We start from the raw sequence: 19989 nt of genomic DNA on the forward strand, positions 1-19989 counted from the left end.
GCGATGCGGTTCGGGGCCATCGTTCACGGCAGGCGTTCCAGCATCGCGACGGTGCGGTCACGGCGGGCGTTCCAGTCGCGCTGCTGCTCCTCCCGCGTCCATTCGTGGAACGTGTCGAAGATGTGCGTCAGTTGCGGCGGGGTGAGGCCGTAGAGGCGGGCGACGACGGCATCGAGTTCCTCGATGTGCCGCTGCTTCTCCGTAGTGTCGAGTGGGCCATGCGCGACGCCGACGGCGGCGGCCCAGTCGGCGAAGCGGTCGTCGGAGGCGGCGAGCCGGCCGGCGAGGGTGACGGCACGGCGCCAGTGAGGGTTGGCGCGGTCGGGGCGGGGAACAGGTAGATCGTAGAGAATGCCGAAGGTCAGGTGGAGTTCCACAAAGCGCCGAGCGTACCAATCGAGCGGGACCGAACAGAGCATGCCCAACAGAAACGCCTGATCCATCTCGTCACCACCCGCCCAGATCAGATGAGGAGCGGTGTGATTGACGAAGACCCGGGGCGGCAGAAGTGCTGCGCGGACCGTGCGACTATCGGTCGCACGCGTTACGTCACGAAATGCGATTCGCGGTCTATTGCAACCGAGCGTCTTTTCGTCGCGGAGCCATTCGGCGGGAAGGGCCGCATATGTCGATTCGCTGCTGCGGCGTGCACTCCGGAGCCGCTTGGATATCAAGTGGGCCCGAACCTCCTCAGGAATGGCCCATGCAAAGTAAGTTTTGGAACCGCGATCGTTCTCCCAGACGTCAAAGCTCTCGCCTTTCATAACAGGCCAAACATGACGATCGTACTCAAGTGTCATGAGGCCGCGGTCCGAAGTGGCGTTCAGTTCTTGCTCTGCACGGGCGCGCCATCCGCCGGTAGGTACCTCGGCCAGACGCGGTGCTCGACGCATCGTCGTGAAGACCGGGAGACTCTGCTCACTCGGCAGGAGCGGCAGGGTAGCCAGGGTAGTCCATTCCAACACCGCCGCGGGTTCTACCTGTTGCGGCTGCCGCGTGATGCCAGCCTCCAACTCACGACGGGCGGCATAAGGGCCACGCAACACGACGCCGGATATCCGAGATCCAGGCCGGCATACACTGAGGAGCGCGATAGTGAACTGGTGGTGAACCTGGCCAAAAACCCATCCGCTCCGATTAACCAGGGTGGTCGCCTCGACAGACGAACTTTCGCGAAAAAGATCGCGGCGCCAATCCTCAAGCCCTGGCGTGGTGAGCGCGGCTCTCGGCAGTACGACGCCAAATCGACCACCTCGCTCAGCAGCCAGTTGCCAGAAGCGCCACGCAAAGGCTTTGTAGAGATCGGCGTGGCCTCGTCCCATTCCAGGAAAGAACCCGCACGTCAGGACGGTCCGCTCACGTTCGGCTTCCGCTCGTTCCGCCAGCAACTCGGCAGCAAGATCCGGCCGATCGCGTCGAAGATGCGCGAGGCGCAACTCTCGCTCTGCAGTGTTCAAGCCGCGCAGTCCGGGAAAATGTCGGGCCCAGAACTCGTGAACCTCCACCATGGGCTTCTCCCAAGGCGGGTTCCCCAGGATCACGTCGAAACCCGGGTTCGTCCCCGTGAACACCTCCGGGAACGCCACGGGAAAGTGCAGCACGTCCAGCCCCGCCAGCACCTCCCGCGCCTTGCGCAACGCCGGGTGCCTCTGGATGCGCGGCCTCTCCTGGTCCCAGGTCTCGAACTGGAAGGCGATCTCCCGCGGCGCCACGCGCTCCGCGACCATGATGTCGAACAGCGCCTTCGTCGGCCCCAGCGCGACCTCGGCCGCCGCCATCGCGTCGCGCGCCTTCGCCACGTCCGCCGGCGTCGTGTCCGCCAGCCGCGCGCGGCGCGCCAGGTGCTCCATCGCGTCGCCCAGCAGCGATTGCGCGTCCACCGGGAATAGCAGCGTTCCCGCTTCCCGGAACCGCTCCTCCACCTGCCGCACCGTCGCGACCCCCACCAGCGCGTTCCCGTGCCGCAGCCGCGCCTCCAGCATCGCCAGCGGCAGCCCCGGCACGAAGCCGTGGATCCATAGCGACAGCCGCGCGAGGTCCACCGCCAGCGGGTTCAGGTCCACGCCGTAGATGCAGCGCATCGCAACGAGGCGCCGGAGCAATTGCTGGTCCGACAGCGTTACGGGCTCCGGCGCGCCGGGCTCGGCCTCCCGCCCATTGCGCAGGGCGCGGAACGCGGCCTCCCGCAGGGTCGCCAGCTCCGCCTTGACCCCATTCAGGGGCCGCGCCACCAGCAGGGACGATAGCGCCTGCTCCACCCGGTCCATCGCCGCGACCAGGAAGTGGCCGCTCCCCATCGCGATATCCGCCACGCGGAAATCGAAGAAGGCGCGGGATGCCTCGATGTCGTCAGGCTCCGCCAGCACGCGGGCACGATGCGCCTCCAGCGCCGGCGCCAGCGCGGAATCCAGCAGGTGGTCCACCGCGAAGCCCGGCGTGTAGTAGCTGCCAGAGGACTTCCGCGCGCCGGACCGGTTGTGCAGGTAGGCCTGCCCCTCCTTCACCGCCACGGGCTCCCCGGCCCGTGCCGGCGCATAGACCTCCTCCCCGCCCTGCCGCCGGATCGCCAGGTCCGCCTCGGCGATCGCGAGTTCGGATTCCAGCAGCCCCTCGTAGATCGTCCCGAACTCCCGCACGCGGAGGGACCGGAAATCCACCGGCCCGCCATGCACCGCGAAGTCGCGGGGATCGTTCAGCAGCAGGGCGCGCAGCACCGGCTCGAAGGCCGCGTTGGCCAGCGTGGTCCGCGCCAGTTCCGCCCCGGCGCGGGACACCCCCGAATCGTCGGAGAACAGCGCCCCGCCATAGGCCGGCAGGCCCCAGTCCGGCCGCCCGTCCCGCACGCCGTCGAACAACTGCCGGACGTCGTCCCAGCGCTGGGTTCCTGTCGCTGGCCCGGGCGGGTTCTCATGCAGCTCGGCCGCCAGGGTCTTCAGCGCGAAGCGGCGGTAGCCCTCGTTCGTGCGGGGGAGGAAGTCCCGATCCTCCGCATAGGCGACGAAGAGCAGGCGGAACAGCGTCGTCAGCGCCATCGCGTAGGTCAGGCGCAGGTCGTCGGGGGTGGGCTGCCGCACGCCCCGCGCCGCGAAGAGGGCAGTCGCGAGGCGCGGCACCACCTCGTCGTAGATCCGCTCCCGCAGCTTGTCCGCCAGCGCCGCAGCGAAGCGCTTGCTCTCCGCCAGCAGGCGTTCGAGCGACCCGTTCTCCCGCAACGCCTCCGCCGAGAAGACCAGCGCCAGCAGGGCCGCCTGGTCCTGGCGGATCAGGTCCGTCCGCACTTCCACCCAGGTGTCGGTGCGCCCCCGCCGCCCGACGCCGACGCCGAGTTCCCGCGGGTACAGCCGCACGCGATCGCCCTGGACCATCACGACCCAGGGCAGGCCCTGCTTGTCCGCCGTATCCAGCGCCGACATGATCGGCGACCACCCGCCGAAGCGGTCCGAGGCCGCTTCCTCCACCTCGTTCCGTTGCAGCAGCACCGCGACGGCCCGCCGCTGCTCCCCCGCCAGGAGGACCGAGGTGGTTGAGGTCAGCTTCTCCGCCTTGAAGCCCAGGCGCCGCAGCAATTCGCCGTCCTTGGCACCCGCCGCTGCCTCGCCTTGCCGTCGCGCCGCCTCGATCTCCGTCCCGGCGCCGGCCGCGTGGTGGCGCAGGACGTGGTCGGTTAGCAGCCCTTCGTTCCGGAAGCCCGGCAGATCGGTGTCGGTGCGGGACGCAGGCAGCGCGTCGGCCAGGTAGCGGAGGGCGGCGTTGCGGTCCGGCTCCTCCAGCGCGCGGGCGCAGACGCGCTCCGCCTGCGCCCGGCCCATCGGGTAGATGCCCAGCGCCTCCGCGGCATAGCCGCACAGCGTCGCGTCATGCCCGTTCAGCGCGACCACCAGCAGCGGCGCCGCTCGCCCGCCGTTCCGGGCCCGCCAGGCTTCGCGCAGCGCCGTCCTGCTCGGCGCCGCCTCCAGCACCAGCACTTCCAGCGGGATGTTGCCCTGCCCCAGCAGGTAGCCGCGGGACTGCAGTCCCGGGGGCAGGGCGGTGCTGCGATCGGGGCGCAGGTCGTGTTCGGGCAGGAAGTCCTGCGCCTCGTCCATCACCTCGCCCGGCATACGCGCACTCCCCCGCTGCCGGGAAGCTAGGAGCGAGGTGAAACGACCGTCAACGCGGCGTCAGTCCTTCTCGACCGGCGCGTCCACCGGAACGCCCTCCGGCAGATGGCTCCCCCGCCGGTAACGGTGGGTGGACGCCCCGAAGGCGAGCAGCCGGCCGTCCGACGAGAAGACCTCCGTCCGCGCGAAGAAGATGTTGCGCCCGGAGGAGACGACGCGCCCCTCCGCCACGATCCGCCCCTCGCCGGCCTGCCCCGCGAACCGGCAGTCCAGGTCCACCGTCACCGCGCGACGCACGTTGCCCGGCACCGTGCAATACAGCCCCGCATAGGCCGCCGACTGATCGATCAGCGCCAGGTACACCCCGCCATGTACGATCCCCGAGCGGTTCATGTGCCGCGGCCCCGCCTCACAGGCCACGCGCGCGAAGCCGTCACGCCATTCGATCAGTTCCAGCCCGAGCAGGTCATGGAACGGGGCGGGCGGCGCGGGATCGAGCATGCGCGCCCGGTGCCCGCCGCGGACCCTGCCGTCAAGCGATCTGCAACTCCTGCAATGCCGACTCCAACTCCTGGAAGCTCGGCATGCAGGGGGAGGGCGCGACCTTCCGCCCCGTTTCCACGGACACCTGCGGAGCATTCCCGTGCAGGTGCGCGACCAGCACGGCGCGGATCACCTCGTAGTACTTCGCCTCCTCCTCCACCACGCCCTTCAGCCGCGTGGCCATCGGCCCCATCAGCCCGTAGGCCAGCAAGACGCCGAGGAAGGTCCCGACCAGCGCGCCGCCGATCATCCCGCCGAGCACCGTTGGCGGCTGGTCGATCGCCGCCATCGTCTTGATGACGCCGAGCACCGCCGCGACGATCCCCAGCGCCGGCAGCGCGTCCGCGATGTTCTGCATCGCGTGGGAGGGGTGCATCTCCTCCTCCTTCAGCTTCTTCAGCTCCCGCGCCATCACGTCTTCGATCTGGTGCGGGTCGTCGGCGTTCATGCCGACCATGCGGAGGTAGTCGCAGATCATCGAGACGGCGTGATGGTCCTCCTTGATCTTCGGGAACTTCGCGAAGGCCGGGCTGTCTTCCGGCTTCTCGATATGCGGCTCCAGCGCCATCGCACCCTTGGTCTGCACCAGCCGCACGAAGAAGTAGAGGAGCGAGAGCATGTCCACGTAGTCGCCCTTGTGGAATCGCGCGCCCTTCAGGATCTTCCCGAAGCCCGCGAGCGTGTGCTTCACGTCGTGCATCGAGTTCGACATGACGAAGGCGCCGATCGCGGCGCCCCCGATCATCATCGCTTCGTAGGGAAGCGAATGCAGGATGATCCCGAACTTGCCGCCTGCGATGGTGTAGCCGCCGAAGACGGTGACGAGCAGGAAGACGAAGCCGCCGATCGTCGTCATCGCGGCGCGAGCCTGTCCGCGCCCGGCGCGAGCCTGTCCGCGCCTGGCGCGCCTCCGGGCGCGCCACCATGATGCTCCCGCAGCAGCAGGATGGAGACGCGCCGGTTCGCGGCGTTGGTCGGATCCTCCGGCATCAACGGCTCCCTCGCCGCCATGCCAGAAACGCCGCGGATGCGCGATTCCGCAACCCCGCCTTCCAGCAGCAGCCGCCGCGTCGCGTTGGCCCGGTCGGCCGAAAGGTCCCAGTTCGTCCGGTCGCCCGTCCGGAACGGCGTGGCATCGGTGTGCCCGGTGATCGCAACGCCGTTCGGCACGCGGTTGATCACCCCGCCGACGCGCGCCAGCAATGCTCGCGCGCGCGGCTCCGGCGCCGCCCCGCCCAGCGCGAACATCGGCTGCCGCTCCGCGTCCAGGATCTGGATGCGCAGCCCGTCCGGCGTGACCTCCACCTGCATCTGCCGTGCGAGGTCGGCGAGGCCCGGGTCGTCCCGCACCGCCGCGCGCACCTGATCCGCCAGACGCTCCAGCGTCTCGCGCTCCCGCCGCTCCACCTCCGCCCGCAGCGCGGCGTCGGAGGCGCGGGCGATGTCGGCCGCCTCCGCCTCGCTCCGCCCCGCGCCGGCCTGCGCCGCATCCCCGCCGCGCGCATCCCGCCCCGGCCCCGTCCGCGCCGCGGAGGGCACGCGTGCCGGCGTCGCCTCGTCGTCTGGGCCGGGCGGCGCGTCCCGACGCGGGAGCGGCTGGGCCGGCGTCTCCGTCTCGTCCTCCTCGATGTCCATCACCTGCGGCCGCGGTCCCGTCTCGACCCGCGGCGTGCCGGTCGAGGACGCCATCCCCACCGTCTCGTTCGGCGTCTGCCCGCCGAAGGGCTGCCCCGACCCGCTCTGGGACCGCGCCATGACGTTCGTCGGGTTGAAGAAGTCGGCGAGGCCCCGGCGCTGCTCCTCCGTCGTCGCGTTCAACAGCCACATGAGCAGGAAGAAAGCCATCATCGCCGTCACGAAGTCGGCGTAGGCCACCTTCCAGGCGCCGCCGTGGTGCCCGTGCCCCGCTTCCTCGATCCGCTTCAGGACGATGGTCGTGCCACCACCGGCCTTCCCGCCCTTGCCCTTCGCCACGATCCCGGCCTTCTGCCCGGCCGCCGTTGTGACTCCCATTCCCTTAAGCGGAGGTTATCCCGGCCCGTGTTTGTTCGCCGCGCTTCATGGCCCGGGCACGGCGGTGAGCGCCTGACGACGCGGGATATCCGGGACGCCGCGAACAGGATTCGCGTGTCAGTCCAGGCAGGCGGATGCCAGTTTCGCGAAGGCGGCCGCGCGGTGGCTGATCGCGTGCTTCGCCGCGGGCTCCATCTCCCCGAAGGTCTGCGTTCCCCCGGCGGGCACGAACATCGGGTCATAACCAAAACCCCGGTCGCCCCGCGGCGGCCAGACCCAGGTGCCGTGCGCCTCGCCCAGGAAGCCCTCCACGTGCCCGTCCGGCCAGGCCAGCACCAGCGCGCAGGAAAACCATGCCGCACGGTCGCGGTCGTGCCGCGCCAGCCGCTCCACCTTGGCCATGGCCTGCGCGTAGTCGCGCGACCCGTCCGGCTGCTGCGCCCAGTCCGCCGTATAGACGCCCGGCGCCCCGTCCAGCGCGCGGACGGAGAACCCGCTGTCATCGGCCATCGCGACCTGCCCCGCCGCCCGCGCCGCGGCCAGCGCCTTGATGGTCGCGTTGCCGATGAAGGTTGTCTCCGTCTCCGCGGGCTCCGGTAGGCCCAGTTCTCCAGCGGTCACCACGTCGACCCCGCGTGTCGCCAGCAGCGCCGCGTTCTCCCGCGCCTTCCCCTTGTTGTGGGTGGCCAGGACGATCCGGCGCTCGACCAGCCGACGCGGCGTCACGCCTTCCCGGCCTTCGCCGCCGCGGCCGCCAGCGCCGCCGCCATCGCGGTCTGCCCACCGGACGCGCCGGTCATCGCCGGTTCTGGCCCCAGCGCCTCCCGCTGACGGGCAAAGATCTCCGCCGTCCCCTTCCGCGCCAGCGCCAGCAGCGAGGTCAGTTCGGCATCCGAGAACGGCGCCCCCTCCGCCGTCGCCTGCACCTCCACGATCCCGCCCGACCCGGTCAGCACGAAGTTGCCGTCCGTATGTGCCGCGCTGTCTTCGGCGTAGTCCAGGTCCAGGACCGGCACGGCCTCGTAGATCCCGCAGGACACGGCCGCGACCTGGTCGCGCAGCGGGTCCCGCGCCAGGACGTTGTTCGCCCGCAGGTGCCGGAAGGCCAGAGCCAGCGCCACCCAGGCCCCGGTGATCGAGGCGCAGCGCGTCCCCCCATCCGCCGTCAGCACGTCGCAATCGAGGGTCACCGTCATCTCCCCCATCGCCTTCAGGTCCACGACCGCCCGCAGGGACCGCCCGATCAGCCGCTGGATCTCCTGCGTGCGTCCCGACTGCTTGCCGCGCGCCGCCTCGCGGTCCCCGCGCGTATGGGTGGCGCGTGGCAGCATGCCGTATTCCGCGGTGACCCAACCCTGCCCCTTGCCGCGCAGGAAGGGCGGCACCTTCCCCTCCACGCTCGCGGTGCAGAGCACCTCCGTTACCCCCATGCGGACGAGGCAGGACCCCTCCGCATGACGGGCGAAGCCCGGCTCCAGCTTCAGGGTGCGGAGGGCGTCGGCGGTGCGGCCGGAAGGCCGCTTCCAGGCAGGGGAGGACATGCGGAGGGGGTCTCTTCGGGAAGGGGCGGGAGGAACACGCCCGTGCCGCCCCCTGTCAACGGCACCGCCACCAGCCAGGACGGCAGGGCGAGGGCCCAGGCCCCCTCTCTGGTACGCCCCGCACCGCCGCGATCCGCCGCACCACACCGCCCTCCGGCCCTCGACGCCCGCATGGGACCGCGGGGATGAGACGGTGGTATGTCCCGCCCGTGTCGAATTGTGGCGGCCTCCGGGGCCCGGTCCCGCCCGCGTTGACGCCCCTCAACCCGGTCCCTACCTTTTCCCCAAGGAAAAACAGGGGGTTCATCGCGCCATGGGCCCACAGCCCAAGCCGCGCAGCATCCGCGACAGCATCGCCACGCCCGCCAGCACCCCGGCCCCCATGCCGGCGGGCCTGAACAACCGCGCCGCCGCCATCCTGCGGCAGGTGGTGGAACTCTACGTCGAGACGGGCGAGCCCGTCGGCTCGCGCACGCTGTCCCGCCGCCTGCCCCAGGCCCTCTCGCCCGCCACCATCCGCAACGCGATGCAGGACCTGGAGGAGGCCGGCCTGCTCTTCGCCCCGCATACCTCCGCCGGGCGCCTGCCGACCGACCGCGGCCTGCGCCTTTTCGTGGACGGCCTGCTGGAATTCGGCGACCTGACGGAAGAGGAGCGCGAGGCGATTTCCGCCCGATGCGCCGCCTCCGGCCGTTCCCTCCAGGACACGCTGGCCGAGGCGTCGCAGATGCTCTCCGGCCTCGCCGGCGCCGCGGGCCTCGTCGTCGCGCCCTCCGCCGACAGCGCGGTCCGCCACATCGAGTTCGTCCCCCTCGGCCCGGGACGCGCCCTCGTCGTCCTGGTCGGGGAGCGCGGCCAGGTCGAGAACCGCGTCATCCAGGTCCCCCCGGCCTCCCCGCCGGCGCGCTCACCCAAGCCGGGAACTACCTCAACGCCCGCCTCGCCGGCCGCACGCTGGAGGAGACGCGCAGCAACGTCGCCGAGGAGATCGCCGCCAACCGCACCACCCTCGACGCCCTGACGCAGGAGATCGTGGAGGCCGGCCTCGCCACCTGGTCCGGCGGGGGCGGCGGCTCCCTCATCCTCCGCGGCCAGTCCCGCCTCCTCCAGAACCTGGACGAGGCGCAGCGCGTCTTGCAGATCCAGGCGCTGTTCGACCAGTTGGAGACGCAGGAGACGATGCTGCGGCTTCTGGAACTGGCGCAGCGCGGCCAGGGCGTGCAGATCTTCATCGGCGCGGAGAACGGGGTCTTCGACACCTCCGGCCTTTCCATGGTCGTCGCCCCCTTCCGCGACGGGCGGGAGCGTATCGTCGGCGCCATCGGCGTCATCGGCCCGACTCGCATCAACTACGGCCGCGTCATCCCCGTGGTGGACTACACGGCCCAGGTGATCGGGCGGATGCTGGGGTGAAGGCCCGGGCGGCCGGTCTCGCGGCCGTACCTGGCATCGCCCTCGCCGTCCTTTTTGCACTCGCCGCGCCCGCCGCGGCCCGCACCGCCTGCCCTGGCCACTTCGCGAACGGCACCGCCCCGGACATCACCCGCCCCGCCCTCGGGCGCGAGGTGCGGGAACTCTGCTTCGAAGGCTTCGCCATCCTGCACAGCGGCGTTTCGCGCACGCCCCTGGCCGCCGCGGAACACCTCACCCGCGCGCGCCTTGCCGCGGCCCGCGACATGCGCCGCGAAGGCTCGTTCCACGAGGAATCGCGGCTGCCGCAGGACGAACGCGCCGACCTCTCGGACTACGCGCGCTCCGGCTACGACCGCGGGCACATGGCACCCTCCGGCGACATGCCCACGCCGACCGCCATGTCCGAGAGTTTCTCGCTCGCGAACATGGTCCCGCAGCACCCCGCCTCGAACCGCTGCCTGTGGGAGAGGATCGAGACCGCCGTGCGCCACCTCGTCGAGAAGGAGGGCGAGGCCTACGTCGTCACCGGCCCGATCTTCGCCGGGGACAGCATCGACCGCATCGGCGGCCGCGTCCTCGTCCCGACCTCCCTGTTCAAGGCAGTGTATGTTCCGGGCCGCGGCTCCGCGGCCTACGTCACAGCCAACCGGCCCGGGGCGGATTGGCGGGAGGTGTCCCCGGCGGAACTGCGCGACCTCGCGGGACTCGACGCCTTCCCAGGCCTCCCCGCCGCGCTCGAGGCGCGGGCCCTGAACCTTCCCGACCCACGCGCCCCGCCGCGCCACGGCCTCTGCTCGGAGGAAGGCGCGGTCGCAGCCGCCCCGGCGCCCACCCCCGCCCAGCCGGCGAGGGGGCCGCAGGTCGCGGGCTTCGGGGTGACGACGCTGGTTGCCGCGGGCGTGGTCGCGGTCGTGCTCGTCGCGGCGGTCCGACGCATCTTCGGGCGCCGATGAGGAAGGTGCGGCCATGACACGCAAGTCGGACGACGCGCCGCTTCGGCCCTTCGCGGACGAGGCAACCGCTTTCTCCGTCGGGGGCCTGAATGTCGAGAACCGACTGGACCGGGTGTCGCTCCACGGGTCGCTCGACCTGACGCGCGACCAGGCGGGGCTCGCGCGGGCGCGGCATCTCCGGGCGATCCTGGACGCGGTGGTCGGGGTCCTGGAGGCGGAAGATCTGCCGGAGCAGGTCGAGGTCGCGAGGCCGGAGCGGATCCGGAATCCCTTCGCCTGACGCCAGGAGGGCGGGCGCTGGCACCCCGGGCTGCTCCGGGCCTGAGCCGATCTCGTTGGTGTTGCGCTGGAGGCGCAAGGGGGGCCCTGCCCTCCCGGAGTCACCCGCACCACACCAACGAGATCGGCTCAGGCCCGAAGCAGCCCGCCGTCAGTCGCGCACCCGGTCCGGTCGGAACAGCATCGGGCTGACGAGGATGGCGACGAAGCCGACGATCCCGAGGACGACGAACATGCCCTGCTTCCCTCTCGTTCTGCGGGCGGCGCATCCGCCCGGCGCGGTGGCGGCGGAATAGGCGGGGCAGCCGCCCGAAATCCTGAATCCCCCGCTGAAATCCACCGAACGCCGTGGCACGGTATCGTTCGGAGATCGTTCGGAACTCGTTCGGCGCGCTGCCGCGACGGCAGTGGAAAGGAGAGGGATGGATAGGGCCGAGCCGGCGGTGGCCTACCGCTTCGACGCCTTCCGCCTCGACCCCGCGCGCGGGACGCTGCGGCGCGGCGAGGAGGACCTCGTCCTGCGCCCCAAGGCCTTTGCGCTGCTGCGCCACCTGGTCGAGCAGCCGGGGCGGCTGCTGCGGCGGGCCGACCTTCTCGACGCGCTTTGGCCCGACGTGATCGTCTCCGACGACAGCCTGACGCAATGCGTCAGCGATCTGCGCCGGGCGCTCGGCGACCGGGCGGAGCACGTGCTGCGCACGTTGCCCCGGCGTGGCTACGTGCTGGCCGCGGAAGTGCGGCGCGAGGGGCCGGAGCCCGAGGCCGCCGCAACGCCAGCGGCCGCCGTCCCGAGCCCCGCCGCCCTCCGTCGCGACAGCCTGATCGTCCGCCCCTTCCAACGCCCGGACGCATCGCCCGCCGCTTCGGTGTTCGCCGAGGCGCTGACCTCGGACCTCATCGCGGCCTTCAGCCGCTTCGAGGACCTGCGAGTCGTCCCGTCCCCCGCCGGGCAGGCCGTCGGGCTGCAGTTGCAGGGCGAAGTACGGGACGCCGGGACGGACTGGCAGGTCACCGCGCGGCTGGACGCCGCCGACGGCACCGCCTTCTGGGCGGAGCGGCTGCGACACCCGAAAGCGGCCGGGCCGGAACTGCCGCCGGACGTGCTGCAATCCCTCGTCATCCGGATCTACCGGCAGGTGGACCTGGAATGCTTCCGCCGCGCCACCCTCAAGCCGCACGCGGAACGCACGGCGCGGGAGCTGACCTGGCTCGGCAAGGAACTGCACGGGCGCGGAACGGAAGCCGACACGATCGCCGCGCGCGGGATGTTCGACGCGGCGATCGAGCGCGACCCCGACTACGCACTGGCCTATGCGTGGCAGGCCTACACGGTCGCCCGCGGCGCGCTCTACGGCTGGGGCGACCCGTCCGGCGATGCGGCGCGGGACTTGTCGCTCCGCTACGCGCGGCGCGGCGCGCAGCTGGAGCCGGATTCACCGCTCTGCCTCGCGCGGCTCGCCTTCACCCTCGCGATCAACGGGAGGTGGGAGGAGGCGGTGCAGACGGCGCGCGCCGCCCCGCAGACGGGACGGCCCGCGTACTCTGCGACCCGCGCGACCTGCGCGGAGGTGCTGGCCCAGGCCGGCTTCGCGGAGGAGGCGGCGGAGGCCCTGCAACAGGCGCTGGCCCTGGAACCCCTTCGCCCCGCCTCGCTTCGCGCCGTGCTCGGTCGCACCCTCGTCCTCGCCGGCCGGCCCGAGGAAGCGCTGGACGAGTTGCGCTGGTGCGCCGCGCGGCTGCCGGACTACGCGCCCTGCTTCCACTCCCTCGTCGTCGCCTGTGCCGAAACCGGAAGGCTGGAGGAGGCGCGCACCGCGCTGCGCGAGGTGGAGCGGCTCTACCCCGGCTGGGTCCCGCGCAACTTCACGGGCCAGTGGTACTTCCGGCGGCCCGGGGACGCCGCGCGGTTCGAGGCGGCGTTCCGGGCGGCAGGTCACCCGCGCGTCGGCTGACACGCCGGTTCAGCCGCGCCCGGCGCGCTCGAAACGGTAGGGCGTGACCCCCGTCTCCTCCGGGTTCACGACCAGGCGGTGTTCCAGGGGCGGGAAGGCGCGGCTGCGGCAATCCGCGCGGTCGCAGAGGCGGCAGGACAGGCCGATGCCGACGCGGGCCGCGTTCAGGTCAAGCCCGTCGGCATAGACCACGTCCGCGGCGCGGCCGACGTCGCAGCCCATCGCGATGACGTGGGTCGGCCGCGGTTCGCCCCAGCGCAGCGCGGGGTCGGTGACGGTGCGCGCGAAGCAGAGGAAGGCGGCGCCGTCCGGCAGTTCCGCCACCTCCACCCGCAGCGCACCCGGCGTCTGGAAGGCGGTGTGCACCACCCAGCGCGGGCAAGACCCGCCAAACCGCGCGAAGGGGAAGGACGTCGCGGAGAAGCGCTTGCCGATGTTTCCCGCCGGATCCACCGACAGGAAGAAGAACGGCACGCCCCGCGCCCCGTCGCGCTGCAGCGTCGTCAGCCGCTGGCAGGCCTGTTCGAAGGACACGCCGAACCGCGCGGCCAGCAGGTCCACGTCGTGACGCAGTTCCGACGCAGCGTGCATGAACGGCGCATAGGGCATGAGCAGCGCCGCGGCGGCGTAGTTCAGGAGCCCGACGCGTATCAGCGCCGCCGCATCCGGCGTGGACGGCGCGGGGGAAAGGAGTGCATCCACCGCCTCCCGCGCCTCCAGCAGCATCAACTGGAAGGCCATCTGGAAGCCGCGACTCTCGCGCGGCAGGGCTTCCGCAAGGGACAGCCTTCGCGCCTCCGGATCGTAGCGTCGCATGGCCCCAGGCAGCGGTCCCACCGTGACCTGCACGCCGTGGCGGCCACGCAGGCGTTCGGCGACCGCATGGTTCATCTCGGAAGGACGCGTACCGATCTCCGCGCCGATGCGTTCCGCCACGGCCTCAAGCGCGGGGAAGTGGTTCGCACGCTCGTGGAAGAAGTCGCGCGCCTCGTCGTTCGGCAAGATGACCCGGCGGCCGGACGGAAGCGAGATTCCCGCCGCATCCTCCCGCGCCACGCGCCAGGCGCGGTAGAGCGCGAGCACGGCGCGCGCCGCGTTCGGCGCCGTGCCGGCGAGGGCCCGCAGCTCCTCCTCCGGCACCGCCTCCAGCGCCAGCGCGGGATCCGAGACGACCTCGCGCAGCGTCGTTTCCAACTGCCGCTCTGCCTGGCCCGAGAGCGCGGCGAGTTCCACGCCCAGCGCCTCGGTCAGCTTGAACAGCAGGCTCGCGGTGACGGTGCGCTGATCGTGCTCGATCAGGTTGAGGTAGGAGGCGGAGATACCGAGCCGAGCCGCCAACGCCTGCTGGGTGAGCGACCGCTCGGCGCGGAGCCGGCGAATCGTCCGGCCGATCTGGGGGCGCGACATTTACAAAGTTTACTAATCCGAGCCGGCGAGGGTCAAGCGATCTACCTCCTTGCACTCTGCCTTTCGTAACACCCCCTGGTTCCCCGGCGTTGGCGTGTCAAGTTTTCACGGTAGCCGAGGGGCCACCAGAGGATCGTATGACCGACCATTCCACCGACACCATCCGCCGGGACTACGCGCCGGCCGAGGTCGAGCGTCTCGCCGGGTCCTTCCGGGTCAAGCACACCCTCGCCGAGATGGGCGCGCGCCGGCTGCGCGAACTCCTGCGCGACGAGCCCTTCGTAAACACCCTCGGCGCGCTGACTGGCATGCAGGCGGTGCAACAGGTCAAGGCGGGGCTGAAGGCGATCTACCTTTCGGGTTGGCAGGTCGCAGCGGACGCGAACTCGGCGGCGCAGATGTACCCGGACCAGTCGCTGTATCCGGTAGACTCCGTCCCGACCGTTATCCGCCGCATCAATAATGCGCTGCGCCGCTGCGACCAGATGGCGACGCTCGAAGGCCACGGTACGAAGAACGGGGGCGACGACACCTACTGGATGGCGCCCATCGTCGCGGACGCCGAGGCCGGCTTCGGCGGCGCCCTCAACGCCTACGAACTGATGCGCGCCATGATCGAGGCCGGCGCCGCCGGCGTGCACTTCGAGGACCAATTGGCCTCCGAGAAGAAGTGCGGCCACCTCGGCGGCAAGGTCCTCGTCCCCATCTCGCAGCACATCCGTACGCTGAACGCTGCGCGGCTGGCAGCGGACGTGGAGGGTGTGGACACCGTCCTGCTCTGCCGCACCGACGCCGAATCAGCGCAGCTCCTGACCGCCGACGTGGACGAGCGCGACCGCCCCTTCATCTCCGATGATCGCACGTCGGAAGGCTTCTTCCGCATCAAGCCCGGCGTCGGAAAGGACTACGCCATCGCGCGTTCCCTGGCCTACGCCCCCTACGCGGACCTTCTGTGGTGGGAGACGTCGGACCCCGACCTCGACGACGCGCGCCGCTTCGCGGAGGCGATCCACCGCGAGTTCCCGGGCAAGATGCTGGCCTACAACTGCTCGCCCTCCTTCAACTGGCAGCGGAAGATGGGCGTCGAGGCCGCCGCGCGCTTCCAGCGCGAGATCGGCGCGATGGGCTACAAGTTCCAGTTCGTCACCCTTGCCGGCTTCCACAGCCTGAACCTGTCCATGTTCAAGCTAGCGCGCGGCTACGCCGAGCGCGGGATGGGCGCCTATTCCGAGCTCCAGCAGGCCGAGTTTGCGGCGGAGGCCGAAGGCTTCACCGCCGTCCGCCACCAGCGCGAGGTCGGCGTGCCCTACTTCGACGCGGTTGCGACGGCCGCATCCGGCGGCAAGGCCAGCACGACAGCCATGAAGCATTCCACCGAGGCCGCGCAGTTCCATGAGCCCGCGCGCCAGGACCACGACACCCCTGCGCGCCAAGGGCGCGACGAACCCGCCCCGCTTCCCGCGGCCGCGGATTGATCAGAGGAGACAGCCATGCACCACGACAGCTACGACGACGGCCTGGTTCACAACCACAACTGGTCGGGCGAGCCGCCGCATCTCGCGGCTAAGTCCCGCACGCCTACGACATACGTGCCGCACGAAGCCGGGCACGATGACGGCCTCGTCCACGGCCACGACTGGGCGAAGAACGCCTGACGCAACCTGCGCCGCTGCGTCATGCGACGGCGCCGCTCCGCGAGGGGTGGCGCCTTCCGTGCCTCAGTTCGCCAGGGCGCGCGCGAAGACGGCCCGGTCCACATTCCCGCCGCTGATCACCACCCCGATCGTGCGGCCACGTGCCGGGATCTTCTCGGCCAGCACCGCCGCCAGCGCCACCGCGCCGCCCGGCTCAGCCACGATCTTCAGGTGGTCGAAGGCGAAGCGCATCGCCGCGAAGACCTCCTCCCGCGTCACCACCGCCGCACCGGCGAGGCGTGGCTGGTTGACGGCGAAGGTCAACTCCCCCGGCCGCATGGACAGCAGCGCGTCGCAGATCGTCTCGCCCTTTCCGTCATTCTTGATCCGCTCGCCCGAGGCAAGCGATCGCGCCGTGTCGTCCCATCCTTCCGGCTCGACCGCATAGACCTGCGTCGAGGGGCTCGCCCCCTCCGCTGCCAGGGCGCAGCCTGCGATCAGGCCGCCGCCGCCGGTGCAGACCGCCAGCGCGTCCAGCGTCAGGCCCGCCGCCGCCGCATCCTCGAACAGTTCCAGCGCAAGCGTGCCCTGTCCCGCGATGACGTCGGGGTGGTCGAAGGGCGGGATGACCGTGCCGCCGCGCTCCTCGGCCAGCCGGGTCGCCAGCGTCTCGCGATCCGTCGTGGCGCGGTCGAAGGGCAGGATCTCCGCCCCCAGCGCCGCGTGCTCTCCACCTTGATGGACGGCGCATCGGCCGGCATGGCGATGAGGGCGCGCACGCCCGCCGCCGCACAGGCCGCCGCGATGGCCTGGCCGTGGTTGCCGGAGGAATGGGTGATGACCCCACCACCCCGCGCGGCCTCCGGCAGCCGCAGCACCGCATTCGTCGCGCCCCGGAACTTGAACGACCCCGTGCGCTGCAACGGCTCCGGCTTCAGCAGCACGGTCCCGCCAACCGCGGCGTCCAGCACGGGGTGCCGCAGCATCGGCGTGCGCACGACGCGGCCGGCGAGCCGCTCGGCGGCGGTCCGCACGTCGGCATGGGTGGGGAGGACGGTGTCCATCACGGCGCTCATGCGGCAACCCTTGCTTCGAAGCGGCGGGGGTCCACGAGGGGGACGATGGGCGTGAGGTCCCCCGGATCCTCGCCGTTCACCAACGCGCCGAGCAGCCGCCCGGCGGCGGGAGACGTCTGGATCCCGTACCCGCCCTGGCCGACGTTCCAGAAAAAGCCCGTCCGCTCCGACGCCCCGATCGCCAGGCCCCGATCCGGCGTGAAGGTCCGCAGCCCCGCCCAGCGGTGCTCGATCCGGCGGACCGGGAGGTCCATCGCCTCCTGGAAGCGCTCCACGGCGATGGCGACGTCCAGCTCGTCCGGCTGCGCATCGCAGGGGTCGCTGTCCGTCTCGTCGGCCGGGGAGATCATCAGCTTCGTCCGTGCCTCCGTCCGCGCGTACCAGGAATGCCCGACGTCACCGAGCAGCGGCCAGTCCTTCGGCACGTGCGGGGCGGGATCCACGATCGCCGCCGTCCGGCGCTTCGGCTGCAGCCCGAGCGGCGCGACGCCGGCGATCCGCGCGACCTCGTCGCCCCAGGCGCCCGCGGCGTTCACCAGCACCGGCGCAGCGAAGGTCCCGCCGCCGCTCGTCTCCGCGTGCCAGGCGCCGTTCGCGTGCCACAACCGCCCGGCGCGGTGCCGCAGCGCCATCGTGCCGCCGCGGGCGCGCAGCGCCCGCAGGAAGCCGCCATGCAGGGCGGCCACGTCCATGTCGAAGGCGTGCCGCTCGATCGCGGCGGCTGCCGCGTAGCCTTCCCGCAGCGGCGGCACCATCGCGCGGACCTCCTCCTCGATCGCGATGGGCTCCACCCCCGCGCCGTCCCGGATCATTGCCTCCAGCTCCGCAACCTTTTGCGGCGGCGCCAGGTGGATGACGGGCCGCGGCGACATCAGCGGCGCCTCCGCGAAGCCCGGCGGCGGCGCCCGGAAGAAGTCGCCGGATCCCGCCGTCAGTAGCCGTGCATCCGGCGTTCCGTAGTTCAGGATCCAGATCGCGGCGGAACGCCCGGTGGTGTGGTAGCCTGCGCTCTCCTCCGCCTCCAGCAGCGCCACGCGCCGCGTCGCGGAGAGGTGGTAGGCGGCCGTGGCGCCGCCGATGCCCGCGCCGATCACCAGAGCGTCGAAGGTCTGCATCGGCCGATCGTGCGGCGCGGAGGCCGGGCCGGCAAGGCAGCCCCGCCGGTTGACGGGCTTGAACGTGCCTTCTATGTGGTTTCGTACTTAACACGATGTGAAGCGGGAGAATGGGGTTGCGCCGGCGCATTTGGGGCATCGCGGAATCTTCGGTGTGCGGCGCCTTCCGCCCGTGCCAGACGCGCGCGGCCTGACCTCCTCCCGATCCCGCGCCATGCCCCAGCCCGCCCCGCCCGGCCCCGCGCCGGCGATCGAACTGCGCAACCTCCGCCGGATTTTCGCGGCCCGCGGCCCCGCCGTGCGCGCGCTGGATGGGGTGTCGCTGGACGTCGCGCCCGGGGAGATCTTCGGGATCGTCGGCCGCTCCGGCGCGGGCAAGTCCACGCTGCTGCGCACCGTGAACCTGCTGGAACGGCCGGATTCCGGAACGGTCCGCGTGCTCGGCGGGGACCTGACCGCGCTGGACGCGGCGTCCCTCCGCCGGGCACGCCGCGGCATCGGCATGGTCTTCCAGCACTTCAACCTGCTGTCGTCCCGGACCGTCGCGGGCAACGTCGCCTTCCCCCTGGAGATCGCCGGCATCCCACGCGCGGAGCGGGAGGCACGCGTGCGCGAGGTCCTGCCCCTGGTCGGCCTGACGGAGAAGCGAGACGTCTACCCCGCGCAGCTCTCGGGCGGCCAGAAGCAGCGCGTCGGCATCGCCCGCGCTCTGGCGTCCCGCCCCCGCATCCTCCTCTGCGACGAGGCGACGAGCGCGCTGGACCCGGAGACGACGGGGGAGATCCTCGCCCTCATCAAGGACCTTCGGGACCGGCTGGACCTGACGGTCCTGCTGATCACCCACGAGATGTCCGTGGTGAAGGCCATCTGCGACCGCGTCGCCGTGATGGAGGCCGGGCAGGTCATTGAACAGGGCCGGGTCTTCGACGTCTTCACACGCCCAGCCCACCCGACGACGCGACGCTTCGTGGCGGAGGTCATCGGCCACGTCGTCCCGCAGGGAACGGTCGCCCGCCTGCCCGAGCCAGGCCCCGGGGAGGAACGGCGCCTGTTGCAGGTGCTCTTCGCCGGCCCGTCCAGCACGCGCGCCGTCGTCAGCGAGGCCTCGCGACGCTTCGGCGTGGACCTCAACATCGTCTCCGGCCGCATCGACGAGATCGCGGGGGAGCCCTACGGCCTCATGGCCCTCGCTGCCTACGGCGCCCCCGCCGCGATCGACGCGGCCGCCGCCTGGATGCGCTCCCTCGGCCTCGACGTCGCGGAGATCGGCGCCGCGATGCTGGAGAGCGCCGCATGATCCCCTGGCTGCCCCCCGCGCTGACCGACCTGCTGATCGAGGCGACCTGGCAGACGCTGTTCATGACCTTCGGCGGCGTGCTGGTGGCGATCGCCGCCGGCCTGCCCCTGGCCCTGCTGCTCTACGCCACCGGCCCCGGCGGCCTCTCGCCCCCCCTGGGTGAACCGCCCGCTGGGACTGGTCGTGAACGCCGTGCGCTCCACGCCCTTCATCATCCTGATGGTCGCGATCGTGCCCTTCACGCGCCTCGTCGCCGGCACCTCCATCGGCACCGGCGCCGCGCTCGTCCCGCTGGCCCTCGCCGCCACCGCCTTCATCGCGCGCCTCTTCGAGAACGCCTTCCGCGAGGTGGACCGCGGCGTCATCGAGGCCTCCCGCGCCATGGGCGCGAGCCGCACGCAGATCCTGACGCGGGTCGTCCTGCCCGAGGCCCTGCCCGGCGTGATCGCGGCGGTCACCGTCACCCTCGTCGGCCTCGTCGGCTATTCCGCCATGGCCGGGGCGGTGGGCGGCGGCGGCCTCGGGGACCTCGGCATCCGCTTCGGTTATCAGCGCTTCATGCCCGAGGTCATGGCGACCGTCGTCGCCGTCCTCATCCTCTTCGTCCAGGGACTCCAGTCGCTCGGCGACTGGCTGGTCCGCCGCGTGTCACGCCGTTGAAGGGAA

15 protein-coding genes and 3 pseudogenes are annotated in these 19989 nt (G+C 71.6%); 8 read left to right on the top strand and 10 right to left on the bottom strand.

Going from position 1 to position 19989, the window contains the following annotated elements:
* Window positions 1-23 precede the first annotated feature (23 nt).
* The 6 genes from ACE7GA_RS08070 to rph form a co-directional block, all read right to left on the bottom strand.
* On the bottom strand, window positions 24-4085 hold the full coding sequence (locus ACE7GA_RS08070) for an Eco57I restriction-modification methylase domain-containing protein (protein WP_376098145.1): 4062 nt from the start codon (window positions 4083-4085) through the stop codon (window positions 24-26).
* Between the two features lie 75 nt (window positions 4086-4160).
* On the bottom strand, window positions 4161-4601 hold the full coding sequence (locus ACE7GA_RS08075; protein ID WP_376098148.1) for a PaaI family thioesterase: 441 nt from the start codon (window positions 4599-4601) through the stop codon (window positions 4161-4163).
* A 31-nt stretch (window positions 4602-4632) separates the two neighbouring features.
* Window positions 4633-5499, bottom strand: a complete 867-nt coding sequence (motA, locus tag ACE7GA_RS08080) for a flagellar motor stator protein MotA (RefSeq protein ID WP_376098151.1) — start codon at window positions 5497-5499, stop codon at window positions 4633-4635.
* Complete coding sequence (locus ACE7GA_RS08085) at window positions 5496-6656, bottom strand: flagellar motor protein MotB (RefSeq protein ID WP_376098154.1); 1161 nt, start codon at window positions 6654-6656, stop codon at window positions 5496-5498. Before ACE7GA_RS08085 ends, motA begins: the two co-directional genes overlap by 4 nt.
* 117 nt (window positions 6657-6773) lie before the next feature.
* Window positions 6774-7382, bottom strand: coding sequence for an RdgB/HAM1 family non-canonical purine NTP pyrophosphatase (gene rdgB / locus ACE7GA_RS08090; protein ID WP_376098157.1), 609 nt, complete (start codon window positions 7380-7382; stop codon window positions 6774-6776).
* Complete coding sequence (gene rph, locus ACE7GA_RS08095) at window positions 7379-8197, bottom strand: ribonuclease PH (protein WP_376098160.1); 819 nt, start codon at window positions 8195-8197, stop codon at window positions 7379-7381. The genes rdgB and rph overlap by 4 nt, the downstream gene beginning before the upstream one ends.
* Before the next feature lie 313 nt (window positions 8198-8510).
* Here rph and hrcA point away from each other — a divergent pair.
* From hrcA to ACE7GA_RS08110, 3 genes and pseudogenes are all read left to right on the top strand, one after another.
* Window positions 8511-9610, top strand: a pseudogene (gene hrcA, locus ACE7GA_RS08100) (heat-inducible transcriptional repressor HrcA).
* On the top strand, window positions 9607-10563 hold the full coding sequence (locus tag ACE7GA_RS08105; protein ID WP_376098163.1) for a DNA/RNA non-specific endonuclease: 957 nt from the start codon (window positions 9607-9609) through the stop codon (window positions 10561-10563). Before hrcA ends, ACE7GA_RS08105 begins: the two are co-directional and overlap by 4 nt.
* A 13-nt stretch (window positions 10564-10576) precedes the next feature.
* On the top strand, window positions 10577-10843 hold the full coding sequence (locus tag ACE7GA_RS08110) for a hypothetical protein (RefSeq protein ID WP_376098166.1): 267 nt from the start codon (window positions 10577-10579) through the stop codon (window positions 10841-10843).
* 150 nt (window positions 10844-10993) lie between these two features.
* Here the strand turns inward: ACE7GA_RS08110 and ACE7GA_RS08115 are convergent, their stop codons facing one another.
* Window positions 10994-11197: a hypothetical protein gene (locus tag ACE7GA_RS08115; RefSeq protein WP_376098169.1), complete on the bottom strand. Its 204-nt coding sequence runs from the start codon at window positions 11195-11197 to the stop codon at window positions 10994-10996.
* 67 nt (window positions 11198-11264) lie between these two features.
* Between ACE7GA_RS08115 and ACE7GA_RS08120 the strand changes: the two genes are divergently transcribed.
* A complete protein-coding gene (locus ACE7GA_RS08120) occupies window positions 11265-12794 on the top strand; it encodes a winged helix-turn-helix domain-containing protein (protein WP_376098172.1) in 1530 nt (509 codons plus the stop codon).
* A gap of 9 nt (window positions 12795-12803) precedes the next feature.
* Here ACE7GA_RS08120 and ACE7GA_RS08125 read toward each other — a convergent pair whose 3' ends face one another.
* Window positions 12804-14201: a short-chain fatty acyl-CoA regulator family protein gene (locus ACE7GA_RS08125; RefSeq protein ID WP_376098175.1), complete on the bottom strand. Its 1398-nt coding sequence runs from the start codon at window positions 14199-14201 to the stop codon at window positions 12804-12806.
* Window positions 14202-14338: 137 nt separating this feature from the next.
* Between ACE7GA_RS08125 and aceA the strand changes: the two genes are divergently transcribed.
* Window positions 14339-15676 carry an isocitrate lyase gene (aceA, locus tag ACE7GA_RS08130; RefSeq protein ID WP_376098178.1) on the top strand — a complete coding sequence of 446 codons (1338 nt, stop codon included), beginning with the start codon at window positions 14339-14341 and terminating at the stop codon, window positions 15674-15676.
* A 15-nt stretch (window positions 15677-15691) separates the two neighbouring features.
* A complete protein-coding gene (locus ACE7GA_RS08135; protein WP_376098181.1) occupies window positions 15692-15856 on the top strand; it encodes a hypothetical protein in 165 nt (54 codons plus the stop codon).
* 63 nt (window positions 15857-15919) lie between these two features.
* Here the strand turns inward: ACE7GA_RS08135 and ACE7GA_RS08140 are convergent.
* Both ACE7GA_RS08140 and ACE7GA_RS08145 read right to left on the bottom strand, forming a co-directional pair.
* A pseudogene (locus ACE7GA_RS08140) lies at window positions 15920-16911 on the bottom strand (threonine/serine dehydratase).
* Window positions 16908-18026, bottom strand: coding sequence for an NAD(P)/FAD-dependent oxidoreductase (locus ACE7GA_RS08145; RefSeq protein ID WP_376098184.1), 1119 nt, complete (start codon window positions 18024-18026; stop codon window positions 16908-16910). The pseudogene ACE7GA_RS08140 and the gene ACE7GA_RS08145 overlap by 4 nt, the downstream one beginning before the upstream one ends.
* A gap of 214 nt (window positions 18027-18240) precedes the next feature.
* Between ACE7GA_RS08145 and ACE7GA_RS08150 the strand changes: the two genes are divergently transcribed.
* Window positions 18241-19323, top strand: coding sequence for a methionine ABC transporter ATP-binding protein (locus ACE7GA_RS08150; protein WP_376098187.1), 1083 nt, complete (start codon window positions 18241-18243; stop codon window positions 19321-19323).
* A pseudogene (locus ACE7GA_RS08155) lies at window positions 19320-19983 on the top strand (methionine ABC transporter permease). The gene ACE7GA_RS08150 and the pseudogene ACE7GA_RS08155 overlap by 4 nt, the downstream one beginning before the upstream one ends.
* Window positions 19984-19989: the final 6 nt, after the last annotated feature.

The organism is Roseomonas sp. CCTCC AB2023176, assembly GCF_042259275.1.
Classification (GTDB): domain Bacteria; phylum Pseudomonadota; class Alphaproteobacteria; order Acetobacterales; family Acetobacteraceae; genus Roseomonas.